We start from the raw sequence: 25,614 nt of genomic DNA, 5'->3' as shown, positions 1-25,614 counted from the left end.
TTATGAAAAAAGCACTTATCGTTTGGGGCGGCTGGGACGGTCATCAGCCGAAGGAAGTCGGAGAAATTTTTGAAGGCTTATTGAAGGAAGAGGGCTTCGAGGTCGTCGTATCCGATACGCTCGATGCTTATAAGGATGCGGAGCTCATGGCTTCGCTCGATCTGATCGTACCGATCTGGACGATGGGCACGATTACGCAAGAGCAGCTTCGTCCATTGCTGGACACAGTTGCTGCTGGCTGCGGCATCGCAGGCTGCCACGGCGGTATGGGCGACTCGTTCCGCAACGAAGTTGAATATCAATTCATGGTTGGCGGTCAGTGGGTTGCGCATCCGGGCAATGACGGCGTGCTCTACGACGTCAACATGGTGAGCGAAGATGATCCGCTGACGAGCGGCATTGGCGACTTCGAGGTTCGCACGGAGAAGTACTACATGCACGTTGACCCGGCCGTTAAAGTACACGCGACGACATCGTTTGACGATGTGAAGATGCCGATCGTTTGGACGAAAACATGGGGCCAAGGCCGCGTGTATTACAACTCGCTCGGCCATCAGGCGAACATTGTGGCTATGCCGCAAACGCTTGAGCTGATGCGCCGCGGCTTCCTGTGGGCGACGAAGTAAGAGATATAACAAAGAGATAGAGGAGGAATGAAAGTCCATGAATCGCGTTAAAGTAGGCATTATCGGCTGCGGGAATATCAGCCATATTTATTTCAAGAACTTGAAGAACTATCCGGAGGTAGAGCTGGTCGCTGCTGCGGATATCGATATCGAGCGCGCGAAAGCACGCGCCGAGGAATTTGGTTTGGAGAAGGCGTACACGGTGGATGAGCTGCTCGCCGATCCGGAGATCGAGATCGTCGTTAACCTGACGATTCCGAAGGCGCATGCATCCGTCTGCTTGAAGGCGCTTGAAGCCGGGAAGCACGTGTACGTAGAGAAGCCGATCGTTGTAACGCGCGAGGAAGGCCAGCAAGTGCTGAAGCTCGCGGAAGAGAAAGGGCTGCGCGTTGCAAGCGCGCCGGAGACATTCCTCGGCGGCGGCATCCAAACTTGCCGCAAGCTCATTGATGATGGCGCAATCGGCACGCCAGTGTCCGCTACGGGCTTCATGCTCTGCGGCGGTCATGAGAGCTGGCATCCGGACCCTGAGTTCTATTACGAAGTCGGCGGCGGTCCGATGTTCGATATGGGTCCTTACTACCTGACTGCATTCGTTACGCTGCTTGGTCCTATTCAGCGTGTAACAGGCTCGGCGCGCATCTCGCATCCGACAAGAACGATTACGAGCGAGAAGAAGCGCGGCAAGATCATCGAAGTGGAAACGCCGACGAACATTACCGGCGTGCTTGATTTCGAGAACGGCACGATCGGCACCTTGCTGACGAGCTTCGATGCTGCGGCAGGCACCTCGCTGCCGAACATCGAAATTCACGGCAGTCTCGGCACGCTGCTCGTACCAGACCCGAACGGCTTCGGCGGCGTCGTGAAGCTGCGCCGCAGAGGCGGCGATTGGGAAGAGATTCCGCTGACGCATGGCTACACGGACAACAACCGCGGTATCGGCGTTGCGGATATGGCGCGCGCGATCCGCGAAGGCGGCGAGCACCGTGCGAACGGCGCAATGGCGTACCACGTGCTCGAAGCCATGCACGGCATTCACGATGCTTCCCGTGAAGGCAAGCATTACGAAATGCAGAGCACATGCACGCGTCCTGAGCCGATGCCGGCGCTTGAAGCACAGTCCAAATAACGATACACTATAGGAATGAAACGAGAGCAGCTTGCCCCGGGCAGGCTGTTCTTTGCAAATACAGGACTACATAGATAGAGGAGCTGCATACGAGGATGAAACGAGTCAAGGTCGGCGTAGTAGGCTGCGGTAATATCAGCCAAATTTATTTTACAAACTTAAAGAAGTACCCGGAAATTGATCTTGTTGCTGCGGCGGATATCGATCTGGATCGTGCAAAGCAGCGTGCGGAAGAGTTTGGTCTGGAGAAGGCATATACAGTAGAGCAGCTCATGGCTGACCCTGAGATCGAGATTGTCGTCAACCTGACGATTCCGAAGGCTCACGCATCGGTCTGCTTGCAGGCGCTGGAAGCGGGCAAGCACGTGTATGTAGAGAAGCCGCTTGCGGTTACTCGCGAAGAAGGCAAGAAAGTGCTGGAGCTGGCAGCTGCAAAAGGTCTTCGCGTTGCGAGTGCGCCTGAGACATTCCTCGGCGGCGGCATCCAAACTTGCCGTAAGCTGATTGATGACGGTGCGATCGGTACGCCTGTCTCGATCACAGGCTTCATGCTCGGCGGCGGCCCTGAGGGCTGGCATCCGGATCCGGAGTTCTTCTACGAAGCTGGCGGCGGTCCGATGTTCGATATGGGTCCATACTACTTGACTGCCTACGTTACTTTGCTCGGCCCGATCCGCAGAGTGACAGGCTCCGCAGTTATCTCGTACCCTGAGCGTACGATTACAAGCGAGAAGAAGAACGGCAAAGTCATTACAGTTGAGACGCCTACGCATATCGCCGGCGTACTTGATTTCCACAGCGGCGCAGTGGGCACGCTCATTACAAGCTTCGATACCAAAGCAGGTACTTCGCTTCCGAACATCGAAGTTCACGGCAGCGAAGGCTCGATTCTTGTACCAGATCCGAACACGTTCGGCGGTCCGGTTAAGCTTCGCAAGCTGGGCTCCGATGAATGGCAAGAAATTGAGCTCACGCACGGTCACACGGATAACAACCGCGGTATCGGCGTAGCGGACATGGCGCGCGCAATCGTTGAAGGCCGTACGCACCGCGCCAATGGCGCGATGGCTTTCCACGTGCTTGAAGCGATGCATGGCTTCCACGATGCTTCCAAGGGTGGTAAGCACTACGTGATGGAGAGCACTTGCGAGCGTCCGGCTCCAATGCCGGTTCTCGAGAGCGAACCGACTGTGTAACCATAAATACAGCTTGTCCCGTGGACCTAAGTGGGTCCTAAGGACAAGCTGTTTTTGTTGTGTGGCTTTAACTTGAATGGAATTAACTTGAATGGAATTGAAGTTAGCTTGGACTTGGCGGTGCGCTCTCATCCGCGCCGTTCAGCCCATTGTACAGCACCCCAACCATGCGCTCCTGATCAGGCTTCTCGCTGTTTTGCCATATCATCTCGAACAGCACCCCGAGCCCGGGAAGTGTTTTTTCATCATTGCCGATGGAGCTTTCGATGACGTCGGTCAGTTCCTCACCCGTTTTATTTTGTACCCGACGTACGATTGCCTGCCGCAAATCAAGATTGTTCAATCTGATCCCTCCATCTTTAGATCATTACTGCAGATTCGACTGTTAATATCTCCTGCGAGGCGTCATTTCATGCTGGCTGCAGCGGGCTGCTCATTCGGATAAATTCGGTAATTGTGCTATACTAAGCGAAAGTGTACATCAGGTCAGGGAGGAACGACAGCTTGGGAAAAAAGCAGTTTGCGGTAATCGGGATGGGGCGTTTCGGCTCCAGCGTGGCAACGTCGCTCATGCAGCTCGGCTATGATGTGCTTGCCATCGATCGGAGCGAGCAAATCATTCAGGATGTGTCGGACTGGGCTACCCATGCGGTTGCAGCAGATACGACCGATGAAGATACGCTTCGTTCGCTCGCCATCTGGAATTTCGACGTGGTCGTTGTCGCTATCGGCGCAGATATTCAGGCGAGCATTCTGACTGCACTGATCCTGAAGGAGCTTGGCGTGAAGCAGGTGATCGTGAAAGCGCAGAATGAGCTGCACGGCAAAGTGCTGAGCAAGATCGGCGCGGATAAGATCGTCTTCCCTGAGCGCGACATGGGCATTCGGCTTGCGCATAACTTAGTGTCCCCGAACATCCTGGAGTTTATTGAGCTCTCCAAGGAGTACAGCATCGTGGAGCTGAAGGCTCCGGCTGAAGTGGTTGGCAAAACATTAAAGCAGCTCGATATTCGGGCGAATTATAGATGCAATGTGCTGGCGATTAAGTCCGGCGCGGATTTGAACATTGCTCCTTTTGACGATGACTGGGTTGAGAAGGACGATGTGCTTGTTATTGCAGGCAGAAGCAAGGATATTTCAAAACTAGAGCTTGATTATGCGGAAGGCTGAGACCACTTGGGAAATATGAATAACATGCGAATGACGAGCATTACTTCGTTGCAAAATGAAAAAGTGAAAACGATGGCGGCGCTGCTTGAGAAGAAGCACCGCGACCGCACGGGACGGTTCATCGTGGAAGGCGTGCATCTGGTGCAGGAGGCGCTTCTGGCGGAAGCCGATGTCGAGACGATTGTCATCGACATCGAGCGGGGCATCCCTGCAGAGCTGCGCACGCTGCTGAGCCAGACGGACTGCGAGCTGATTGAGGCCACGCCGGCCATTATCGCCAAGTGCACAGGGACGGACTCGCCGCCGCCGGTGTTCGGCGTGGTCGCGAAGCCTATGCCGGGTACGTCGGCGCTGTTCAAGCCGGACTCGCTCGTCATCGTGCTTGATGGCGTGCGCGATCCCGGCAATGTCGGCACCATTATCCGCAGCGCGGATGCTGTCGGCGCCGATGCCGTTATTCTCGGGCAAGGGTGCGTTGACCTGTACAACCCGAAGACGGTGCGCTCGACGATGGGTTCGCTCTTCCACCTGCCGGTCATCGAAGGCGACTTGGCGCAGCTGCTGCCGGAAGCGAAGGAGCGCGGCATCACGCTAGTCGGGACAAGTCTGCAGGCGACTTCGACCTGTTACGGCTACAACTGGAGCGGGCCGACTTGGCTGCTCATGGGCAGCGAGTCGCAAGGGCTGTCCGCGGACTCGCTTGCTCAAGTTGACGAGCGAATCATTATTCCGATGCATGGTCGCTCGGAGTCGCTTAACGTGGCGATGGCGACGACGGTGCTGTTGTATGAAGCGATGCGGCAGAGGCGGTATGGGTAGAAATTACGAAACCAGTTATCATGTGAGTTGTAATTCAGTTTGGCACTATTAGTTGTAACATTGTTTGGCACCGATTTGTAACATAGCTTGGCACAACTTAGTAAGTCCTGATAGTCAAGAAACCCTTGATATATCAGGACTTTTTAATTAAGCAGATCCCACTACATAGAAACGGTTATTTAGTAGTTGCTAATTTAGAGCTAAAAATCAAGTTGTCACAAACCTAGAACAACAATTGACATAAAGTGTAGTGGAGGGGACTCAAAATGCACGATATCGGGGGAAATATTAAACGTCTAAGAAAGCTACACATGCTTAATCAGATTGATTAATCAGTCAGGTTGCCTGTTACTTCAGGCAGCCTTTTTAATTTTTCAGCCGAGTTTTATTTTTTCAAGTTGAGGCGATTGGCTTACGTCCGTGGAAAAAAGGCAGAAGAGTTAAAACTTCATTTTTCATAGAAAAGGGTTAGTTTTTTCATAGTTTCTGAGACGGGTTTCAGGAAAAACATGATAATATGGAAATCGGATATACATTCGAAAACCTGAAAGGAGGAGTATTTTGAAAGCGCTGTCAATCTTTGTGTTCGTTTTCCGCTACTTTGGTCGGTCCATCTACCGCAAAATGCTCCTATCTTTCTTCCTAATCATCGTCCTGACGGTTTCGGTGCTCGTTGCGGATTTCTATTATCGGACCTCGGCGAACCTGAAGCGCGATTCCGTAGAAACGATGGAGCGTCTGACGCAGCAGTCTGCGGCCACCCTTAACGCTTACTTGAGTAACGTGCGGTCCTTTGCCTGGAATTACTTCGGGGATTTCGACTTTCAGAAGTTTGTCATGCATATGGGCAACGACCCGAATGCCCAAAGCAGTTACATGGGCAAATTCCTTAACTTCATCAACGAGAATCCGATCGTTTCGAACGTGATGATTGCCCAGCTGGACGGCTTCTCGATGAGGGTCGGCGCGGCAATACCGAGCTCATTCCAGGCGGAAACGCCCCGGCTGACCGACATCGCCGTGCAAGGCAACGGCAAAGGGATCTGGGTGCCGTCGAAAACCTACGACTTGGTCTCCAAGCAACCCGTCAACACACTTGCGTTCGTGCAGGCGATCCGCAGCATTTCGCTTTCTTCGCCGGGACCGATCGTAGGCGTCATGCTGTACGATCTGTCTCCAGACACGATTAACCGATGGTTCGAGGAAGTAGAGGGAAACCGCGCGAACAAGACGTACATCGTGCAAATGAAGGACGGTACGATTGTTCATTCGCTCGACGAAGAGGAGAGGGGCGACGTGCTGCTGACCCCCAGCGAATTGAAGAAGATCGGCCAGGGGGAAGGGGGGCACTTCTACACGAAACGACAAAAGGACGAGCTGTTGGTCCTCTACGAGCCGCTCAAAGGCACCGATTGGCTGCTCGTCTGCGAAGTTCCCGTGAGCCTGCTGACAAAGCCGGTCAACGATTTCACGAAAAGGACCGCCATCATCGGCTCGCTCAGCCTGCTCGTCTCCATGCTGCTGGCAAGTTTGTTTTCCTCGCGCACGATTACACCGCTTAAGGAGCTCAGCAAAGGAATGAAAGCAATCGAATACGGCAACTATTCCATCAGTTTGCCTGTCCGCAGCCAAGACGAGGTCGGCTACCTAAGCGCGTCGTTCAACCGAATGGCGAAGGAAATCAACCGGCTGATCATTAAAGTTTACGAGACCGAGCTCGTCAAGAAGAACGCTGAGATCAAATCCTTGCAATCGCAGATCAATCCTCACTTTCTCTATAATACGCTAGGCATCATTGACAGCCTGTCGTCCATCGACGGAGACAGCCGGGTTTCATTTATCAGCCGTTCGCTTGCGAAGATGTTCCGCTACAACATCAGCGGAGAAGACATCTCGACGCTTGAAGCGGAAATCCAGCAAATCCGTTTATATTTGTCCATCCAGAAAATTCGTTTGGACAGCCGTTTCGACTATTCCATCTACTTGGAGCCAGGCCTCGAACAAACGGCGATTCCTAAGCTTCTGTTTCAGCCGTTAGTCGAGAATAGCATCCTGCACGGCATCAGCCGATGCGTCGAAGGCGGTTCCGTCCGGGTCGAGGCGACGAAAGACGAACGAGGCTGCGTGCAGATCCATATCTGGAACAACGGGGAGCCGATCGGCGATGACAGACAGCATTGGCTGCGCGCGCTGCTGCAGAAAGAAGCGATTAACGGAGAGCCGCCGGAAGAACGGTCGTCGATCGGCCTCCTGAATGTGCAGACACGAATCCGGCTGCTATACGGTGACGACTTTGGCATTGCATTCCATAGCAACGAAGAATACGGTACTTCTTTTACGATTACGATCAAACCCAGCCTGCACCAAGGAGGGAACGAATGATGAAACTCATCGTATTGGACGACGAGCCGATTATCCGTCAAGGCATTGTACATAAAATTCGTCAAACCGGCTTGCCGGTTTCTGTAGTCGGGGAAGCAGGAGACGGCCTGTCGGGCTTGGAACTCATCCGCACGGCGCAGCCGGACATTGTAATCACGGATATTCAAATGCCCGCATTGAACGGTCTCGAATTCATCCGTATGGCTAAAGAAACCGAGGCGCGGGCGGAATACGTCATACTGAGCGGGTACGACGACTTCGAATATGCCAAGCAGGCTATCAAATACGGCGTGAGCCATTATTTACTCAAGCCGCTGGAGGATAACGAACTATTCGAAGTGTTGTCCGGCTTGATAGAGCGCAAGGAAACGGAGAACAATCGAGTACAAATGGTCGAATCTCTTAAAGCGCTTGCAGAATCGAGCCACGAGACGGCCAGACAAGGAGCATTGACCCGTTTTTTGCAGGAAGAGGACGTATCGGTCGAGGACGGCGCGCTTGATACGCTTGCTCAAGACTGTGTTTCATTCACCGCGGTCGTGCTCCGCCTGGAGCCGTTCGGGCTGCCCCATCATTCCTTCGGGGCTGGTGAGGAGGATTTGCTATGGTTCGCGGTCAAAAACATCGTGACGGAACGGTTCGGGACCGGAGGCATTCAAGGGGTGCTCGTGCACCATTCTCTGCATCGCTTCGAGCTCGTCTACGTGCTCGGTCTCGGGCAGGGGCAAGAGCGGTCTGCCGTCTCATCGATTCTGGAAGTGATTTCGTACGGTATCCGGAATTACTTAAAACTCGGCTTGACGGTCGGCATCGGTCCGTACCATGACAAGCTGAAGAAGGTGCAGGAAAGTTACCGCGAAGCTAAGCAGCTGACCAAGAACGCCATTCTGCATGGAGCTAACCGTATCTATTCGGCGAACGGCATGTCCGCGATGCTAGCGAACCGAAAGTCGATCATCGGGAAAGAAGACATCAAAATGCTGGAGGATTGGCTGAAAAAACTGGAAACGGACAAGGTGTACCGTTGGTTGGAACGCCGGATCGGCTCTATCGTGCAGGATCCGAATTCCGCTTACGTGCAGGCGGAATGGTTCTGCGTCGACCTCTATCTGTTTTTCAACCGGTTTCTGCTTTCCAACGCGGCCGATGCCGAATGGACGATCGGCGAGATGGACGATTTGCTGCGCTGGCTGCAGCAAGTGACGGACTGGCACGAAATTGCGGAAAGGATGAACGGCTTCGCAAGGAATATCGTCGGGCTTCTCTCCAGAAGAGATGAAGCAACTGGGAAGGAGATCGCCGAGGCCGTGAAGGCATATATCGATATCCACTTCGCGGAACAGCTGTCGCTGCAATCCATAGCCGAGCGCTTCTACATTCATCCCAACTATTTCTCCAAGCGTTTCAAGGAGAAGTATGGCGAGAGCTTCATTGATTATTTGACATCGGTGCGGATGAGGGCAGCGGCGGAGCTCCTCCGGGACACCGAACTTAAAGTGCATCAGATCGGAGAACGAGTCGGTTTCGAGGACCCTGCGTATTTCGGAAGCGTGTTTCGCAAGCGCTACGGGGAGACGCCGAAGCAATACCGGGAGAACTCGACATCTTAAGAAATTCATAGGTAACGGTTAAGATATTCGCTTAAATGATCCCGCCAACAAGCCTACAATAAGACTTGCAAGGAGAAACCATTCGAGGGGGAAATCAGGTTGAATCGAACAACCAAGTTATCCGCAACATTCGCATTAATTATGGCCGCTGCCGTGACGGTCTCCGCATGCGGGAGCTCAAACAACGCGGAGAACGCAGCTTCGACAACGAACGCGAATGAACCTGTAGCGACGAACGCTACCGAACCAGCCGCAACGAACGATACGACGCAAACCGAGCCTGCGCAAACCGCTCCCGAAGTGGATGTCGAAATCACTGTGTGGGATAAACCGCATGCCGACGATCTAGACAAGGCGTTCAAGGAAAGCCAGTTCGCGGTGTTCGAAGCGAAATATCCGCACATCAAAGTCAAGCACGTCGAGCAAACGAAAGAGAAAGAACGGGAGCAGTTCATGACGGCCGTAGCCGGCGGCGAACAGCCGGATGCCTACCTGAATCCGTATCCGGATATGGAATCGTATATCGCGCAAGGCATTCCGGCCGATATTACCGATCTCTGGAACTCTTTCGAAGATAAAGCCAGCTATTTGCCGTCATCGCTCAACGCGGCTACCGTCGACGGCAAAATTTATGGCGTGCCGAACAGCATGTATGTAACCGGTTTGATGTACAACAAGCAAATGTTTGCCGATGCAGGCATCGATCCGGCAGCCGCCCTGAAGGATTGGGATTCATTCGGAGCCGCCGCGCAGAAGCTGACCAATCCAGGCAAAGGAACGTACGGATATGCCATTCTTGGCATGGACTGGGCGGACTGGTTCTTCGAGTATTATGTTTGGCAAGCCGGCGGCGATCTCACCGAGAAGGCAGCGGACGGAACGGCGAAGCCAGCCTTTACTTCAGATGCCGTCGTTAAGGCATTGCAATATTACAAGGACTTGAAGTTCAAGTATCAAGCGACTCAGAAGAACGTCGTTCAAAGCTTGGACGATAACCAGAAGGACTTCTATACGGGCCATGCGGCTTCCATGATTGCCGGCTCCGATTGGTTCGGAGGACTGGTCTCCAAAGGGATGGACCTAAACAACATCGGATTCTCGGCGCTTCCGGCCGGACCTTCCGGCATATCGCCATCGCAAGTTGGAGGCAACTACTGGATCTTGAATCCGAAGGCATCTCCAGAGAAGCAGAAGGCTGCCTTCACCTACGCGACCTACTTCACTTCCAAAGAATATCTTGAAGCTACGTTGCAGTTTGCCAAAGAAAACGGCATTTTCCCTAATCTGCTGTATGTTCGCAGCGATCTCGACCTCTCGAAATACATTGAAGGCATGCCGGCGGATCTGGTCGCGAACGTGCAGGCAGCGGCCAACAACACGCATTTGGAATACTTCTTGAAAGCACGCTTGAGCCCATACATCGTGAAACCGATTCAACAGGTGCTGCTGGACGAGAAAACGGATCCGCTGACGGTGCTTAAAGCCGCACAGGATTTAGCGCAGAAAGAAGTGTTCGATAAGTACAACGCCGAGCTCAAAAAATAAATGACCATCGGGATTCTCCATGAACCTATGCCGTGGGGGATCCCGATCCTATTGCCGGGGTGGAAATCATTAGTATACGAAAGCTTAACATCCGTTGGATGCCTGTTCTGTTTCTGTTTCCTTCGGTGCTCTGTTACGTGCTGTTTAAGTACTATCCGCTGCTCAATATGATTTACGTCAGCTTCTTCCGCTATAGCATCGTCAATCCGCCCGGCGTGTTCGTCGGCTTCTCCAATTATACCGAGTTCCTGTCTTCGGCCACGTTCTGGCAGGCGGTGTCTAATACGTTCGTTTTCTTTGCCCTGTATCTAGGGCTGACATTCTGGATCCCCATCGTGCAGGCGTTGCTGTTGAGCGACATTCGCCGGGCGAACGCTTTCTTCCGGTTCATGTATCAATTGCCGACCATCGTGCCGGCCGTCGCGGGCATTCTCGTCTGGAAATGGATGTACAATCCCGATTTCGGTTTGCTGAACTATTGGCTGCATTTCGTCGGACTCGGTCCTTACTTATGGTTGAACGACTTGAACATGACGAAGCTTGCGATCGTGCTGCCCGCGGTGTTCGCCGGCAACGGCATTTCCTTGCTGCTCTACTACTCGGCGATCAAGTCGGTGCCCACGGAAATTCTGGAAGCGGCCAAAGTCGACGGAGCGGGTCCTTGGCGCAGAATATGGACCATGCTGCTGCCGAACATCCGGTTTATCATTGTCATCCAGTTCGTCGCCTTCATGTCCGGCGTGCTGCTCGCCTACGACAATATTTACGTCATGACCCAGGGCGGGCCTGCCGGCAGCACGACCGTCGTGTCGATGCTCGTTGTAAACACCGCGTTCCAACAATCGCGCTTCGGCATATCGGGCGCCATGTCCATGTTCATGTTTATCATCATCGCGCTACTGACCGTATTGCAAAATAAAATTTCCGCGGAAAAGGATTGAAGCTTATGGCACGAAAAGGCGTTAAGGAGAAGGGGCAGAGGTCCTTAAGCATTACGGCTTACGCGGTTACTGTCTTCTTCACGCTCGCGGCTCTGATTCCCGTCCTGTGGATGATCTCGTCCTCTCTCAAGACGGATAAGGACATCGATGCGTATCCGCCGAAATGGTTGCCCAGCATCCCCCAATCCGTACGGGTAACGATCGATTATACGGGGCAAGAGCCGCAAGACAACGTATATTACGAGAAAGATGCGATGAGAGCGACCTGGTATCCTTGGATGAAGAATCTTCGGGAGAACATCGGCGAGGTTGAGATTACGGGTATTCGAGGCGGCACAATGATTTATAGAGCGATCACGTCATCGTCCTCCTTCCATGTGGGACAGCCGATGGTCGTTCCGTCCGCCATGTTTAACGATACCTTGATGAATCTCAAGCTTCCAATCATCAAAGAGCAGAAGCTTTCGAAATTCAAGTGGTACGGCGATAACGGCAAAGCCGCGGGAGACACGGCCGGAATAGCAGATTCGGCGCTTGCCGCGAAGTTCGGCGAGTTTTATGGCTCGACGGCGTTTGTGAAGGGCAAAGTGACGTCGATCGTCGAGAAATCGGCATGGAGCCGCTTGTTCGACAGTTATCTATCCTTGAATAAGCTGGCGAAAGACGCTGCCGGCCCGATGGGTTTCTTTCAATATTTCCTAAACAGCAGCATCGTGACGCTCTCGTGCGTATTCATGCAGATGGTGCTCGGCGGCTTGGCGGGTTATACGCTTTCGCATTTGATCCGGAGCAAGAGATGGCAATTTTTCTGGATCATGTTTTTCCTGGCGACCATCATGATCCCGGATATTTCTCTGCTGCTTCCGCTTTATCTGCTCATGAAGGACCTGCACCTCGTGAACTCGCTGCTGGCGATGATTCTTCCCCATTCTGCATGGGGCATCATCATTTTCCTGTTCAAGGGTTTCTTCGACCAGATCTCGAAGGAGCTCCTGCAAGCCGCGCGAGTGGACGGCGCATCGGAAATTCGTACATTCACTCAAATCGTCATTCCGTTGTCCATCCCGATTTTCGCATCGGTTGCCGTTCTTACGTTCATTCCGGTGTGGAATGAATTCGTGTGGCCTCTCGTCGTCAACAACCTTCCGAAATACTGGACATTCACGGTCGCGCTCAACGATTTGCAGAATCAGAGCAACGTCCAGCAGAACATGATCATGGCGAGCTCCTTTGTGTCCATGACCCCGCTATTGATTATCTTTCTTTTTTCGCAGAAATATATCGAGAAGGGAGTCTCCTTCTCAGGCGTCAAAGGGTAAACGCCAGTTTTACAACTTCTTAAGATATTCATACCGAGAGGTTAATATATTCGAATCCTCCGCCTTTCGAATGCAATTACAATAGTTGAGAGCACTTAACCATCTCCATAGGAGGAATTGAAGATGAGAATGAGAAGAACGCTGAGCACGTTGCTGTCGACGGCGCTGCTCAGCATGCCCGCCGTCACTTATGCGGCGGAAGCGAATACCGGAATCACGCCCACAAATGCAATTTCCATCACGGAATTTGGCGCGACGCCTAATGATGGTACCGATGATTTGGCTGCCATAAACAAAGCCCTCTCCGAAGCGGCGGCAACGGGCAAATCCGTATACGTTCCGGAAGGTACCTTTCTATTCAGCGACTCGATAACGCTGAATGGCGTCGATCTGTCCGGAACAGGACCGACATCGATATTGAAGAGCACGAATTTGGAGCGCCAAGCCGTTGTGCTAAGCGGTAACGGCTCTGATCTGAGCCGCGTTAAGCTGACGACGGTGCCTGCGGCGACGAGATTGACTACCGACATTTCCGCAAGAGTCATCGCTGCCGAAACTTCGACCAACTATTCGATAAAAGATATTGAAATTGACGGTGGCTCCTCCGCGGGGATATTCAACTTGGGAAGCCACGGCGTCATTAGCGGCAACATCGTGAAGAATACGCTAGCCGACGGTATTCACATGACGGGGCGTTCGAATGATATTTTGGTCGAACGCAATGAGGTCCGGGATAATGGCGATGACCATATCGCAGTCGTCTCCTATGAGAAGTTCGGGGATTGGTGCAAGAACATTACGATTCGCAATAATGAGGTTTCAGGCGGCCATGCCCGCGGAATTACGGTTTCCGGCGGCGAGAACGTGACGATCGAGAACAACAAGATCGATAGAACCGGCGGCGCAGGCATATTCATCGCTTCCGAAGGCAACTGGCAGACCTATGCCGTAACGAATCTCTCGGTGAAGAACAATACGATCTCCAACACGAGCTTAAACGGTTCGGTTGCAGAGAAGGGCGGGATCCGCCTGCAAGCCACGTACAAGGACCCGGGTATTCAGAATGCGATCTTCGAGAACAACAAAGTAAGCGGCTCGAAAGACAGCGGCATTCTTCTCATCGGCAGCGACCAAATCTTCGCGACATTCAAGGGGAATACGGTAGAGAATGCTGCAGCTTACGGCATTTATATCTTAAAAACCGTGAAAGGCGAGATCACCTTTGCGAATAACGTCGTAACGGGCTCTAAGAGCGGAGCCTTCTATAATCTCTCTACGGCAGCCAAAGTAACCAGCGACCTGAAGAATGAGGCGCCTGGCGCGAGCGAGAATGGAAATTCCAGCGATTATGTTGCCGTCAAAGGAACGCCTGTAATCGATGGAAAAGCGGATGCGCTATGGGATAATTCAACAGCCCTCCAGCTGAATACGGACGACTACGGGACGACCGGTACAGCCAGAATCGCATGGGACGACCGCAATTTGTATTATCTATTCGACATGAAGGACAGCACGCCGAACGCGGCGGCGGAGAACGAGAACAACGACTCGGTCGAAGTATGGGTAGACGAGTTAAACGCGAAGCATGGTGCAAGAGGAACAGGCGACTATCAGCTGAGAGCCGATCTGAAGAATGCGCTTTCTTCGACGGAAGAGGGTTGGGACCTCACCGCAATTAAGAGCGCCGTGACGAAGAGCGATGGAGGCTACATGGTCGAGTTTGCGGTTCCATACCGGGCGTTAAGCCCTAAGCCGGGCGATTCGATCGGATTTAACGCTAGCGCCAACGACGATGCGAACGGAGACGGCAAACGAGATACGTACGTGAGCTGGATCGATAAGAATCTCCCTTACTGGGCGGACACGAAGGTATACAATCAAGTCCAGCTTATCGATCAGAAGCCGGTCTCGCTCCCGAAAGCCGTGTATGGAAAGCCTGTCATCGACGGGAAGATCGACGGTCTGTGGAAGAATGCATCGGTACTTCAAATGGATCAAACGGATAAAGGAACGACCGGAACGGCCAGAATCGCATGGGACGAGAACGCATTGTACTACTTGTTCGAGATGAAGGATGCTACGCCGAACGCGGCAGGGACGAACGAGAACAACGACTCGGTCGAAGTATGGGTAGATGAGTTGAACGCGAAGCATGGCGCAAGAGCGGCAGGCGACTATCAACTGAGAGTGGATTTGAAGAACGCGATCTCCACCACCGAGGAAGGTTGGGACCTCTCCGCAATCAAGAGTGCCGTCACGCAGGGAAGCGGAAGCTATATCGTCGAGTTTGCGGTTCCATACACGGCGTTAAACCCCAAAGCCGGCGGTACGATCGGATTTAATGCAAGCGCCAACGATGATGCGGATGGAGACGGGAAACGCGATAACTATGTCAGCTGGATCGATAAGAACCTTCCTTATTGGGCGGATACGAAAGTATATAACGAGGTCGTGCTCGAAGCTCCCGCGCAATCCGGCGGCAAGCCGCTAACCGTCACGGTTGAAGGGAATGCGATCAAGTTCACTGCGGAGCCGGTTGCAGTACATGGACGCGTTGCTGTCCAGGCAGACGCCTTGATCAAAGCGCTCGGCGGAACCTACGCTTATGACACACGCTCGGGAACAATCACGATTGGCAAGGGCGCTTCGAAAATCGTGCTTAAACTGAGAGCAGCGACAGCACAGGTGAACGGTAAGAAAATAGCTCTCGCAGTTCCGGCTGAAGTCTCAGGCGGTACCGTAACGATTCCGTTACGATTCATCGCCGAAAACCTCGGCTATGCAGTAGGTTGGGATCAAGCTGGGAAGGCCATAACGATATCCAAGAAACATTGATCTCCTAAGCATTGAGGCAAGATGCTGATTCAGAAGAGGCGGAGCATAGACGATCGATAAAGATCTAAGCATCCGCCTCTTCTCAATGGTGAAAGCGCATCCATGCACAAGAAAGGGCAAGCGCAATTGATGCTTGGTTTGAAAGGGGGGAGTTCTATCGCAGGTTGCATTTCTCATTCATAGGAGGGAAACACAGTTAGGTTGGTTGTACGGAAAGCCTTGCCGGAATGACTCGGCGGATGCCGAAGGTGAATGACATATGGGAGGTATTTCTATGTTGAAATCGCCAACGTATAAAACCACGTCTTTTTTGCTCATTTTCACAATGATGTTCAGCCTCGTTTTTGGATTTTTCAGCGGGAATGCAAAAGTTTATGCTGCTACAACCTATTCGGCATCTGCAGGATTTAGCGGAACGCAGGGGCAGAACCAATGGTATTACCAGAAATTATCAGGCACAACCTATACAAACATGACAACTTACGACGCTGCATCACCCGCAAAGTGGAAGGAGTCATCAGGGTATCCATACGTTCGGTCTGACTTCCAGCATCCTGATTCGACTTATGATGCTGTAAGAAAATGGGTTGCTCCTGGCAACGGAACAATCGACATTACCGGCGGTGTAAGACTAGGCGGTACAGGCGGTGATGGCGTTGTAGCTACAATAAAGAAGAACGGCACGCAGCTGTGGAGTGCGACCGTCACAACGACGACGGATGTGAATCCGACGGGAGTAAGCGGGATATCCGTAGCTGCCGGAGATGCCATCTACTTTATCGTTAATAAGAACGGCACGATGAGTTTTGACGAAACGGCCTGGAACCCTAGCATTGATTATACTGCAGGAGCAGCGCCAGGCGATTACTCGGCTATGAAGACGCTACAGCCGCTTACGATCGAAGGCGCATTGACGGAACCGATGTGGTCCGTCGTAACGCAAAGCGTAACCAAAAATGTGCTCGGGACGACGAATAATATCGTAACCTTTGGCGCGCTGTGGGATGCCACATACCTGTACGTCGGCGTTAAGGTGCTTGATGGAAACTTATACAATGATTCGACGAACATATGGGATGACGACTCGGTTGAACTTTACATCGACGCAAACAACAACCACGGGACAACGTACGACTCGTCAGACAGGCAGTTCGTAAAGGGCTATAACGACAACGCCTTAGCTGCTATTGGCAGTACGACGGGCGTTCTGCATGGCTGGTCTGCAATTACCGGCGGCTACAGCGTCGAATACGCCATTCCATGGAGCAATCTAGGCGTCACTCCGAGCGCCAATATGCAGATCGGGTTTGATATCGGCAACAATGACGACGACAACGCTGGAACGCGCGACGGACAGCTGATGTGGAACGGTAACCTGAACAACTCTGCGGATACTTCGGCATTCGGCCATTTGACCCTTTCTTCTTCGACGATCGGTTCATCGCCGGGACCAGGAGCGTACTCGGCCAAGAATACGCTGCAAGGCCTAACTATCGACGGCGCATTGACGGATTCAGTATGGTCCGTCGTTACCCAAAGCGTAACCAAAAATGTGCTGGGAACGACTAATAATGCCGTAACCTTTGGCGCGCTGTGGGATGCGACATACCTGTATGTCGGCGTTAAGGCACTTGATGGAAACTTGTACAATGATTCGACGAACATATGGGACGACGACTCGGTGGAACTCTACATCGACGCGAACAATAACCACGGGGCAACGTACGACTCGTCCGACAGGCAGTTCGTAAAGGGCTATAACGACAGCACCTTATCGGCTATCGGCAGTACGATGGGCGTTCTGCATGGCTGGTCTGCGATTACCGGTGGTTACAGCGTCGAATACGCCATTCCATGGAGCAATTTAGGCATCACTCCGACAGCCAATCTGCAGATCGGGTTCGATGTCGGCAACAATGACGACGACAATGCCGGAACGCGCGACGGGCAGCTGATGTGGAATGGTACCCTGAACAACTCTGCGGATACTTCCGCATTCGGTCAATTGACTCTATCCTCGGAAACGGTTGGTACTTCGCAAGGATCGGGTTGTCTCACCCAGCCAGCGAATTCGCTATCCATCACGGCTTACGGTGCCAACGGGGCCGATACGCTGGATGATCAAACCGCGATTAACAACGCGATTGCCGCGGCAGCATCGCAAGGCAAATCCGTATTTGTGCCTTCCGGCAACTTTAGGCACAGCGATCTGATTAGCCTGAACGGCGTCAGCATGACCGGAGCGGGCAAGGATTGCGCCATATTGACGGCTACGAATCCCGACAGAGGTTCTATCGATATCCGCGGCAATCTGGTTACGCTTAGCAATCTTAAGCATGTTTACAACACAATGAGCGCCCGGGATGGCAGCGACCTCAAGAACAGCATAACCGTATATAGCGCAACTAACTTCAAAATAGACAACGTATATATCTATCAGGCAAGCACGGCAGGCATTCTGACGCGAAGCGCGAACGGCACGATTACGAATAACAAAATCGAAAATACACAGGCAGATGCCATACACATGACGCAAGTAAGTCACGATATAACGGTTCAGAACAATTATGTGCGCGGAAACGGCGACGATACGATAGCTGTCGTCAGCTATGTTCCTGATGGCGCCAGATCCTACAATATCAAAATATTAAACAACGATGTCGGCTATAATTACTGGGGCCGCGGTATCACCGTCGTTGGCGGAACGAATGTGGAAATCAGCGACAACTCGATCTCGAATACCGATGCCGCCGGAATCTATATCGCTACCGAGCAAGAATATAATATTTTGGATACGGATAATGTGACGGTTAACCGAAATACGATTGATCATTGCGGTCTCGGCGTCCCCCACGCGAACGTCATGATCTATGCATCACAAGGGTCGATCGATGAAATTACCTTTAATGATAATATCATCAAGAATGCCGTAAACGGAGGGATCCGGTCACTCGGCGCCGGTACGATTCTAGACCTTTATTTCAATCGCAATACAGTAACCAATTCCTCGCCTGTTACCGACTTCCAGAAGGGAAGCATTCATCTAGGAACAGGCGGCAATGCGAATACCGGATTCTAGAAGATGAAATTCTTGTCTTCACCCGCTTGCTGCGATTCGTGGCGAGCGGGTGATTTTATAACCGTGCAATATTTGGAGAGGAGAGACTAGTATGCGTGTTACATTTCAACCGAACGATGTCGTAGTCGAATGCTTTGATTTCTATGAGGTGACAATCGATATCGTAGATCCGACGTTTCACAACCCTTTTACTGAAGTAGAGGTCTTCGGTTTGTTCGGCGAAGATAAGGCACCTTTTACTTGGACGTACGACTTGCCCGATAACCAAATAGGGAAAGGTTCGAACAGTGATTATCTGATCCCGGTCGACGGGTTCTGCGACTCTCCGGACGGAAGCGTATTCCGGATTCGGTTCATGCCTCGCAGCGCGGGAAGCTACATAGGTACGATCGTGTTGAAATATCAGGGAAAGGTTTGGTCGCACGAAGAGAAGTTCGAAGTCCGAGACGCCGGACGCCGGGGGCCTCTCCGGGTAGATCCTGAGCATCCTTTCCATTTTCAATGGGAGGGGACCGGCGAGCATTTCTTCTATAATGCAATGACAACCTACCACCTGCTTGGTATTCGTCGAGATGAAGAGATTAATAGAACGATCGATCGGTTTCACATCAGCAAAGTCAATCGTCTCCGCGTGCTGATTAACTCCTGCAGGTGGAAGAATGCGATGCTTTACTCGGAACCGGTCTATGAATCGGACGATTTCACGTTTCTTTACGGACCGTGGATCGCAGAACGTCCTGATAATCACGCGAATCCCGGGTGGGACGAAACCCGCTTCGATGTCGGATACTGGCAGAAGATTGAACGGACACTTGCATATGCGCGTGATCGCAGTATGATAATTTCGATCATTATGTATGGCGATGCGTTCCGGCCAGGCTGCGATCCTTTCGGAAAAGAGCGAATGGGCGGCCAGGATGAGCAGCGCTACTTCCGGTATGCAGCGGCCCGGTTGTCGGCTTATTCCAACATCACCTGGGATCTCACGAACGAGTACCGTCTTATCCGGCCGCATGAGTGGGTAGAGCGGATGGGCTATTTCCTGCGCAGCTGCGACCCGTACCGCCATTTGATTTCCTGCCATGGACATGAAACCTTTGAATTCCGGACGTCCGGATGGGCGGACTTTGCCATGTATCAGCGCTGGGACGAGTTCGGCGGCTACGACTACATGATCAACAATCGCAACTTGCAGATTGAGACGGGACGCATCATTCCCCAAGTGAACGAGGAGTATGGTTACGAGGATCATTACCCGTCATTCGGAGGCAAAGAGGCACCTGCCAGGAGTGCCGACACTTTACGACGTAAAGCCTGGGAAATCTATATGGCCGGCTGTTACCAAACAAGCGGTGAATATGCAGGCAGCGGACTTGGCGGCTGGGTCAATGGCCGAGGGGACGACTCTATGACGCTGCTGAACCACTATGCCCCGATCGTGACGTTCTTCGAAAACTGCGAATGGTGGCGCACGACGCCGGACAACTCACTTATAGACAATCCTGGCTGTTATTGCTTAGCCGACCCAGGCGGACTTTATATCGTTTATTCTCCGGTGGGACAGGAAATTCGCATAAAGCTGGCGTCCGGCAGCTATGGAGCGATTTGGTTTCATCCGAAAAGTGGAGTATACGGTGAGCGGAGAGAACTGGCTAGCAACGGAGAAATCCTGACTATCTCTTGCCCTGACCATAGGAATGACATGGTTTTGCAAATTTCAGCAGTGACGAGATAAGCAAAAGGGCATACAACTCGTCCGTTCTTGAAGGAGGCGATGCGTCCAAGCAGTAATTGACTGGCTTTCATAGTTAAGTAACGTTTACTAGGGAAGAAAACAGGACAAAGGAGACATGCATCGATGTTCATAAAAAGGCTTAAGCAAGGCATCTATGGTGCCATGGCAGTGACTCTTGTCGCTAGCGGCTTGTTCACGATGTCAGGAAAATCCGAGGCAGCCCCGATTCCGGAAACGGTAAATTTCAGTTCACTCTCATCCTTCGGCGATACGCAAGGAATTGGCAGCTGGTTTAACATGAAGAAGACCGGCAGCACCTATTCCTATCTCAGCACATACGATCCTGCTGCTCCTGCGAAGTGGAAGGAAGCCTCCGGCTATCCTTATGTGAGAGATTCGTTCTTCCATCCAGAGTCGACCTATGACGCCGTGAAGAAATGGGTGGCGCCGCAAGCCGGCAATATCTCAATTACAGGCATTGTGAACAAGGTCGACCCAAACAGCAACGGCGTCATCGCGAAAATATTCAAAAATACGACTCAGCTTTGGAGCGCTACGGTCACTTCGGCAGCCAATGTGACGCCAACCGGCGTTTCCGACATTTATGTGGAAGCGGGCGATGCCATTTACTTCTCTATTGGCGCCAACGGCAACATGAACTTCGACGAGACGAATTGGGCGCCGGTTATCACGATGACAACCGCAATTAAGCTCGAGGCTGAAAGCTACGATTCCATGTTCGGCGTAACAACCTCGACGACAACGGATACAGGCGGCGGACAGCAGGTGGGCAGCTTTGATGCGAATGATTACCTCGTCTTCAATAATGTGAATTTGAGCGGCGGCTATAAGACGCTGGAAGCCCGCGTTGCCGCGACCGCTACGGGCGGCAAATTCGAGGTAAGGCTGGACAGCCTGACTGGACCGGTCATCAGTACATTTCTCGTGGCGAACACGGACAGCTGGAACACGTTCGAGACTCAAACCTGGGCAATGACAGGATCTGCGACAGGCGTCCATAATCTATACGTGAAAGGCGTTACAGGCGCCGGCATCGCGAATATCAACTGGCTCCGGCTGACAAACAACAATGCGAGAGGCGCTACGATGCCTTTCAAGACTTATGAAGCGGAGAGCGGTACGCTTGGCGGCGGCGCGTCAATGAACAATGATACCGCCATGAAGAAGGAAGCTTCCTCCGGAAAAAGTTACGTCCACCTCGATGCCACTGGCGAGTATGTGCAGTGGTCGAATGTGAGAGACGCGAATCGGCTGGTCCTGCGCTATAGCATTCCGCAGAATACGACCGGCACGCTTGCGCTCTATGTAAACGGGGTGAAGCGCCAAGACCTGTCTCTTATCTCGACGTTTAACTACGATACGGCGCCGGGCAATTCGTTCGTGCGTAGCTTTGACGATAAAGATTTTGCAATCGATATTAATGCCGGGGATACGATTAAATTGCAGAAGGATTCCGGCAACAGCCTTGCTTGGTACGGCATCGACCTGATGGACCTGGAGACGGCGGCAGCGCCCCTTACGATGCCTGCGAATTATATTTCCGTGAAATCGGCGCCTTATAATGCGGCCGGCAACGGCGTTGCGGACGATACGACAGCGATTCAAAATGCGGTAAATGCCGCTGCTTCGCAAGGAAAGAACGTATGGTTCCCGCCTGGCATCTACAACCAAAGCGACAAAATTACCGTTCCTTCAGGTGTCAGCGTGAAAGGTGCAGGGATCTGGTACTCCCACCTGCATAGCACGGTGACGAACAACATCTGGGGCGGAGAAGTCGGCTTTACCTTGAACAATAACACGACGATCTCCGATCTTCGCATTAGCAGCGTCGATACGCAGCGGGATCAGCATTATGGCATCGCGGTACTGACAAACGCGGGAGCCGGCGCGAACAATGTGCTGCAAAATTTATGGGCGGAGCATATGGGATGCCTGGAAGGCTGGACGGATTGGAGCAACTCGACGATTCAGAACGTAAGGCTGTATAATACGTATTTTGACGGCATTCACTGGGGCGATGGCGGCAATTCAGGCAATGTGGCGCAAAACAACTTCATGCGCGGCATTGGCGACGACGGCGTAGCACAGGTGAATCTGACGAACTTCCCTACTGTCGCGCAGAACAACATCGCTCGTTTCAATAGCATTATCGCAAGCTACTGGGGACGCGGCATGTCCGACGTCGGAGGCAGCAATCTGATCTATCAAGACAACTATATTGACAGTACGTATAATGCCGGCATGATTGTTACGACGGAGCCAGTGGAACCGACGAAGCCTTCATATACGATCAGCGGGCTGAAGTTCCAGCGAAACACGATTAACAAAGCCGGGCATACCGGTCACAATCATGCGAGCCTCCATTTCTGGCTCGATGTGAACCCGATGCAGAATGTCCGCATTGAGCTGAATACGATATCAAACGGCGAAACAGAGGGCATTCACATCGACAATACCTCGTACGGAGACAGCGGAGGCCGAACGCAATTCAACTTCAATGTTGCCTCCGGAAACGCGCTTGCCAACTACACGAACGCGAATTCGCTCGTCGTACCAGTGTTGAATGGGAATACGGGATTTTAAAGGTCGTTTGCTTAACCGACTTTGGCCGGTGCAGCTGCTGATGGCGTTCTCGATTCAACTCATTTTCTTACCGTCCTACAGCCGAAAGTCCGGCATTAAGATTCCATGGTAAGCTGCTCCTGGATTGATGACCGCATTCGTCTATTCGTGAGTAGAGCTTTCCGAATTTCGATTCGGGAAGCTCTTTTTTTTAGGCTTGCTCGTTAAATTACTTCAAGCGAGGCACTCTTGGCGAAGGCGACCTAGCAAGGAGAGACGATATGTTTTTGGCAGGATGTAAGGATTACAAGGTTGTGAGGTACTATGACTCATGGGTCACAGTTTGTCTCATATATTGATATGGAAATCTACGGAATGTCTAGATTTATGTTATATATTCGTAGATGGCAATGATAAAGTCCCGAGGAGTTATTCCTCGGGACTTTATCATGTATCAGCTAAAACAATGTACCAACTATATTCCAATACACCATATATGGAGTGAAGAGAAGACCGGCAATCGTTGTCAATGCATATCCGGTTTTTACCCAACCGTTGATAACCTCATTCTTGAATAAGTTTGCCCACATGAGTGCTGCATTTATAAATAAAATAAAAGCGAGAATTGCGGTATAGAAAGCGATCTTCCATGGCATTGGAGCAGGACCGAATAGATCCAGCAATCTCGTAAATGCAAGCGGCAGCGTAACGAGATAAATGACGTTGGCCAGTAAAGTTGTTCGTCGAATTGATTTCGTTTGGAAAGTCCTGTCTTTTTTAGCTAGCGTAATCAGGGTGCGAATAAGGAGAACAATGAAACTAATAATAAGGATAAGAACCATAGCTAAGCCCGGAACAATCGCCACGATTGGCGAATTCGCCAGCGATTGCTTCTCATAAGAGTTCATCGGATAAGAACTAAGAGCAAGATGCATATCGCCATTGGGTGCGTTGTAGTAAAATAATCGGTCTGTACCATCCTTTTCAACGAACATATGATCATTCTCAGCAACAAAGTATTGGATATGCGATCCGTTTGTAACTTTAAGTTCGCTCGGTCCGTTTTTTTCAATGAGCAAAGGAATCGATGGCGAAAGCTTTGCCGCGAGTTTGCCCACGCCATGATGGAAATATCGTTCAGATATAAACTTCCCGGTATAAGGCTTCAATGCCTCCGCAGACAAAGTGATTTTGGCCGAATTGGAAATGGGAGCCATCGGATAAAATGTTTTATTGAAATCATTGATGAAAGCTTGGTTAAAGGCATGACCATTCGTACCGTTCGTGAAAATTGCAAATCCAAGCTTCTCGTCAGGTATTAAGTACATCCAAGTCCGAAAGCCATCAACGGTTCCGCCGTGCATGACAGCCCGATGCTGCCGCGGGATGTCCTCCCAGAGTCCATATCCGAAGGCAGATAATTGAGGATCCTTGCTGAAATGCTTGTCTTGCATCAGATCGCTCGTCGAGTTATTTAGAAGCTTGTTCGTATAGGTACCGGATTGCAACTGGGCCATCATATAAGGGGCCATGTCCGGAATCTTCATGCTTAGATTTCCCGCAGGCGCATAATTATCTGTGGTGACATAAGGCTGTTTTACATAATGTTTCTTTGTAGAATCAAAAGCGTAACTGCTTGCAACATGATCATTCTCCCTCTTATGCAATGAAGCAGATTTCATGTCCAACGGATTTAGAATATGCTTCTGTATATATTGATCGTAAGGTTCGCCTGATGCTGTCTCAATGATATAACCAAGCAGCGTAAACCCGTAGTTGCTGTAAATCGATTCAAAGCCGGGCTCGTTGATCATCGCGGGTTTATGGGATGCCAGAAAAGTCTGCAATGGTTCGGGCTTGGCGGCAAGATCCTCATAGTATTCATCAAAACCTGCTGTATGAGTCAGTAAGTTGTAAATTGTAACGGGTTTACCGTTCTTTCCATTAATCTGGAATCCCTTTAGATATTGATTGATATCCGCGTTTAGATCTACTTTGCCTTGCTCGTAGAGCTGCATAATTGCGGTCGCGGTAAAGGTCTTGGTAACGGAGCCGATACGGAAGACAGTATCCTTCGGGTCTACCTTTGTCTTCGATTCAAGATCCGCATAACCATAGCCTTCCGAGAATAGTGCTTTCCCATCCTTCACAAAAGTGATCGCCGCGCCAGGAATGTGATAAGTTTCCATCTCCTTCTTGAAAAAGTCATCAACGTACTTTTTTAACTGCCCCTCCTCGTTAAGATCAAGCGCTTGAGCACTTGCCGACGAAATGCTCGGACTCGAGGTTAATAGTGTGAGCATCGCGATAAGCGCGGCAGCCACGTGCGCAAAGATTTTTTTTGTAAACATGAATTTCTCCTCCTCAATGATTAGCTTACTAGTTAACCAGTAAAATATATCAGTACTTGTTAGAGGTTGCAAATAGACTCTGGTCTTGTGAGGAGCTAGACTAAGGTCTAGTTTCCTTCATAGTTAGATATGTAACTTTGTCGTTCAAGTGCATCTAGAATTATTTATTCAAGAGAAGATTCAATCGACGAATTGTTTGACATAACTGAGTTTTCGCTGTATTATGAGTAATCGATTGATATAATAACTAGTCATTAAGTTAACTGAACTATAGAAATTGAGTTTTAAATG

16 protein-coding genes are annotated in these 25,614 nt (G+C 51.4%); 14 read left to right on the top strand and 2 right to left on the bottom strand.

Going from position 1 to position 25,614, the window contains the following annotated elements; all coding sequences use genetic code 11:
* Positions 1–2 precede the first annotated feature (2 nt).
* From A8990_RS10270 to A8990_RS10260, 3 genes are all read left to right on the top strand, one after another.
* Positions 3–626: a ThuA domain-containing protein gene (locus A8990_RS10270; protein WP_116188974.1), complete on the top strand. Its 624-nt coding sequence runs from the start codon at positions 3–5 to the stop codon at positions 624–626.
* A 37-nt stretch (positions 627–663) separates the two neighbouring features.
* On the top strand, positions 664–1,758 hold the full coding sequence (locus A8990_RS10265; protein ID WP_116188930.1) for a Gfo/Idh/MocA family protein: 1,095 nt from the start codon (positions 664–666) through the stop codon (positions 1,756–1,758).
* A 95-nt stretch (positions 1,759–1,853) separates the two neighbouring features.
* Positions 1,854–2,954, top strand: a complete 1,101-nt coding sequence (locus A8990_RS10260) for a Gfo/Idh/MocA family protein (protein WP_116188929.1) — start codon at positions 1,854–1,856, stop codon at positions 2,952–2,954.
* 103 nt (positions 2,955–3,057) lie between these two features.
* Here the strand turns inward: A8990_RS10260 and sspI are convergent, their stop codons facing one another.
* Positions 3,058–3,297 (bottom strand): small acid-soluble spore protein SspI, encoded by a 240-nt coding sequence (gene sspI / locus A8990_RS10255; protein WP_116188928.1) that lies wholly within the window; start codon positions 3,295–3,297, stop codon positions 3,058–3,060.
* Positions 3,298–3,458: 161 nt separating this feature from the next.
* On the opposite strand from sspI, the gene A8990_RS10250 reads away from it, so the two are divergent.
* The 11 genes from A8990_RS10250 (at position 3,459) to A8990_RS10200 (ending at position 22,993) form a co-directional block, all read left to right on the top strand.
* Positions 3,459–4,124 carry a potassium channel family protein gene (locus tag A8990_RS10250; RefSeq protein WP_116188927.1) on the top strand — a complete coding sequence of 222 codons (666 nt, stop codon included), beginning with the start codon at positions 3,459–3,461 and terminating at the stop codon, positions 4,122–4,124.
* A 24-nt stretch (positions 4,125–4,148) separates the two neighbouring features.
* Positions 4,149–4,943, top strand: a complete 795-nt coding sequence (locus A8990_RS10245; protein ID WP_425463897.1) for a TrmH family RNA methyltransferase — start codon at positions 4,149–4,151, stop codon at positions 4,941–4,943.
* Between the two features lie 561 nt (positions 4,944–5,504).
* Complete coding sequence (locus A8990_RS10240; RefSeq protein WP_116188926.1) at positions 5,505–7,325, top strand: cache domain-containing sensor histidine kinase; 1,821 nt, start codon at positions 5,505–5,507, stop codon at positions 7,323–7,325.
* The gene (locus A8990_RS10235) at positions 7,322–8,935 is read left to right on the top strand and encodes a response regulator (protein WP_116188925.1); all 1,614 of its coding nucleotides are present in this window, start codon (positions 7,322–7,324) and stop codon (positions 8,933–8,935) included. Before A8990_RS10240 ends, A8990_RS10235 begins: the two co-directional genes overlap by 4 nt.
* Before the next feature lie 99 nt (positions 8,936–9,034).
* Positions 9,035–10,480, top strand: a complete 1,446-nt coding sequence (locus tag A8990_RS10230; RefSeq protein ID WP_245995939.1) for an extracellular solute-binding protein — start codon at positions 9,035–9,037, stop codon at positions 10,478–10,480.
* Between the two features lie 137 nt (positions 10,481–10,617).
* Positions 10,618–11,421: a carbohydrate ABC transporter permease gene (locus tag A8990_RS10225; RefSeq protein WP_245995938.1), complete on the top strand. Its 804-nt coding sequence runs from the start codon at positions 10,618–10,620 to the stop codon at positions 11,419–11,421.
* 5 nt (positions 11,422–11,426) lie between these two features.
* Positions 11,427–12,740, top strand: a complete 1,314-nt coding sequence (locus tag A8990_RS10220; protein ID WP_116188923.1) for a carbohydrate ABC transporter permease — start codon at positions 11,427–11,429, stop codon at positions 12,738–12,740.
* Between the two features lie 123 nt (positions 12,741–12,863).
* Positions 12,864–15,575: a sugar-binding protein gene (locus tag A8990_RS10215; RefSeq protein WP_116188922.1), complete on the top strand. Its 2,712-nt coding sequence runs from the start codon at positions 12,864–12,866 to the stop codon at positions 15,573–15,575.
* 274 nt (positions 15,576–15,849) lie between these two features.
* The gene (locus A8990_RS10210) at positions 15,850–18,654 is read left to right on the top strand and encodes a sugar-binding protein (protein ID WP_181909500.1); all 2,805 of its coding nucleotides are present in this window, start codon (positions 15,850–15,852) and stop codon (positions 18,652–18,654) included.
* A gap of 91 nt (positions 18,655–18,745) precedes the next feature.
* On the top strand, positions 18,746–20,389 hold the full coding sequence (locus A8990_RS10205) for an apiosidase-like domain-containing protein (RefSeq protein WP_116188920.1): 1,644 nt from the start codon (positions 18,746–18,748) through the stop codon (positions 20,387–20,389).
* Positions 20,390–20,512: 123 nt separating this feature from the next.
* The gene (locus A8990_RS10200; RefSeq protein ID WP_116188919.1) at positions 20,513–22,993 is read left to right on the top strand and encodes a carbohydrate-binding protein; all 2,481 of its coding nucleotides are present in this window, start codon (positions 20,513–20,515) and stop codon (positions 22,991–22,993) included.
* 437 nt (positions 22,994–23,430) lie between these two features.
* Here the strand turns inward: A8990_RS10200 and A8990_RS10195 are convergent, their stop codons facing one another.
* Positions 23,431–25,323 carry a serine hydrolase domain-containing protein gene (locus A8990_RS10195; RefSeq protein ID WP_116188918.1) on the bottom strand — a complete coding sequence of 631 codons (1,893 nt, stop codon included), beginning with the start codon at positions 25,321–25,323 and terminating at the stop codon, positions 23,431–23,433.
* Between the last annotated feature and the right edge of the window lie 291 nt (positions 25,324–25,614).

This window comes from Paenibacillus taihuensis (assembly GCF_003386535.1).
Classification (GTDB): Bacteria; Bacillota; Bacilli; order Paenibacillales; family Paenibacillaceae; genus Paenibacillus_Z; species Paenibacillus_Z taihuensis.
This window is presented reverse-complemented; position numbering and strand designations above follow the sequence as displayed.

Excerpts from the sequence above, each read along its gene's own strand:
- A8990_RS10270 (WP_116188974.1), top strand. The coding sequence starts at position 3 with ATGAAAAAAGCACTTATCGTTTGGGGCGGCTGGGACGGTCATCAGCCG.
- A8990_RS10265 (WP_116188930.1), top strand. The coding sequence starts at position 664 with ATGAATCGCGTTAAAGTAGGCATTATCGGCTGCGGGAATATCAGCCAT.
- A8990_RS10260 (WP_116188929.1), top strand. The coding sequence starts at position 1,854 with ATGAAACGAGTCAAGGTCGGCGTAGTAGGCTGCGGTAATATCAGCCAA.
- A8990_RS10245 (WP_425463897.1), top strand. The coding sequence starts at position 4,149 with ATGCGAATGACGAGCATTACTTCGTTGCAAAATGAAAAAGTGAAAACG.
- A8990_RS10235 (WP_116188925.1), top strand. The coding sequence starts at position 7,322 with ATGATGAAACTCATCGTATTGGACGACGAGCCGATTATCCGTCAAGGC.
- A8990_RS10220 (WP_116188923.1), top strand. The coding sequence starts at position 11,427 with ATGGCACGAAAAGGCGTTAAGGAGAAGGGGCAGAGGTCCTTAAGCATT.
- A8990_RS10215 (WP_116188922.1), top strand. The coding sequence starts at position 12,864 with ATGAGAATGAGAAGAACGCTGAGCACGTTGCTGTCGACGGCGCTGCTC.
- A8990_RS10210 (WP_181909500.1), top strand. The coding sequence starts at position 15,850 with ATGTTGAAATCGCCAACGTATAAAACCACGTCTTTTTTGCTCATTTTC.
- A8990_RS10205 (WP_116188920.1), top strand. The coding sequence starts at position 18,746 with ATGCGTGTTACATTTCAACCGAACGATGTCGTAGTCGAATGCTTTGAT.
- A8990_RS10200 (WP_116188919.1), top strand. The coding sequence starts at position 20,513 with ATGTTCATAAAAAGGCTTAAGCAAGGCATCTATGGTGCCATGGCAGTG.
- A8990_RS10195 (WP_116188918.1), bottom strand. The coding sequence starts at position 25,323 with ATGTTTACAAAAAAAATCTTTGCGCACGTGGCTGCCGCGCTTATCGCG.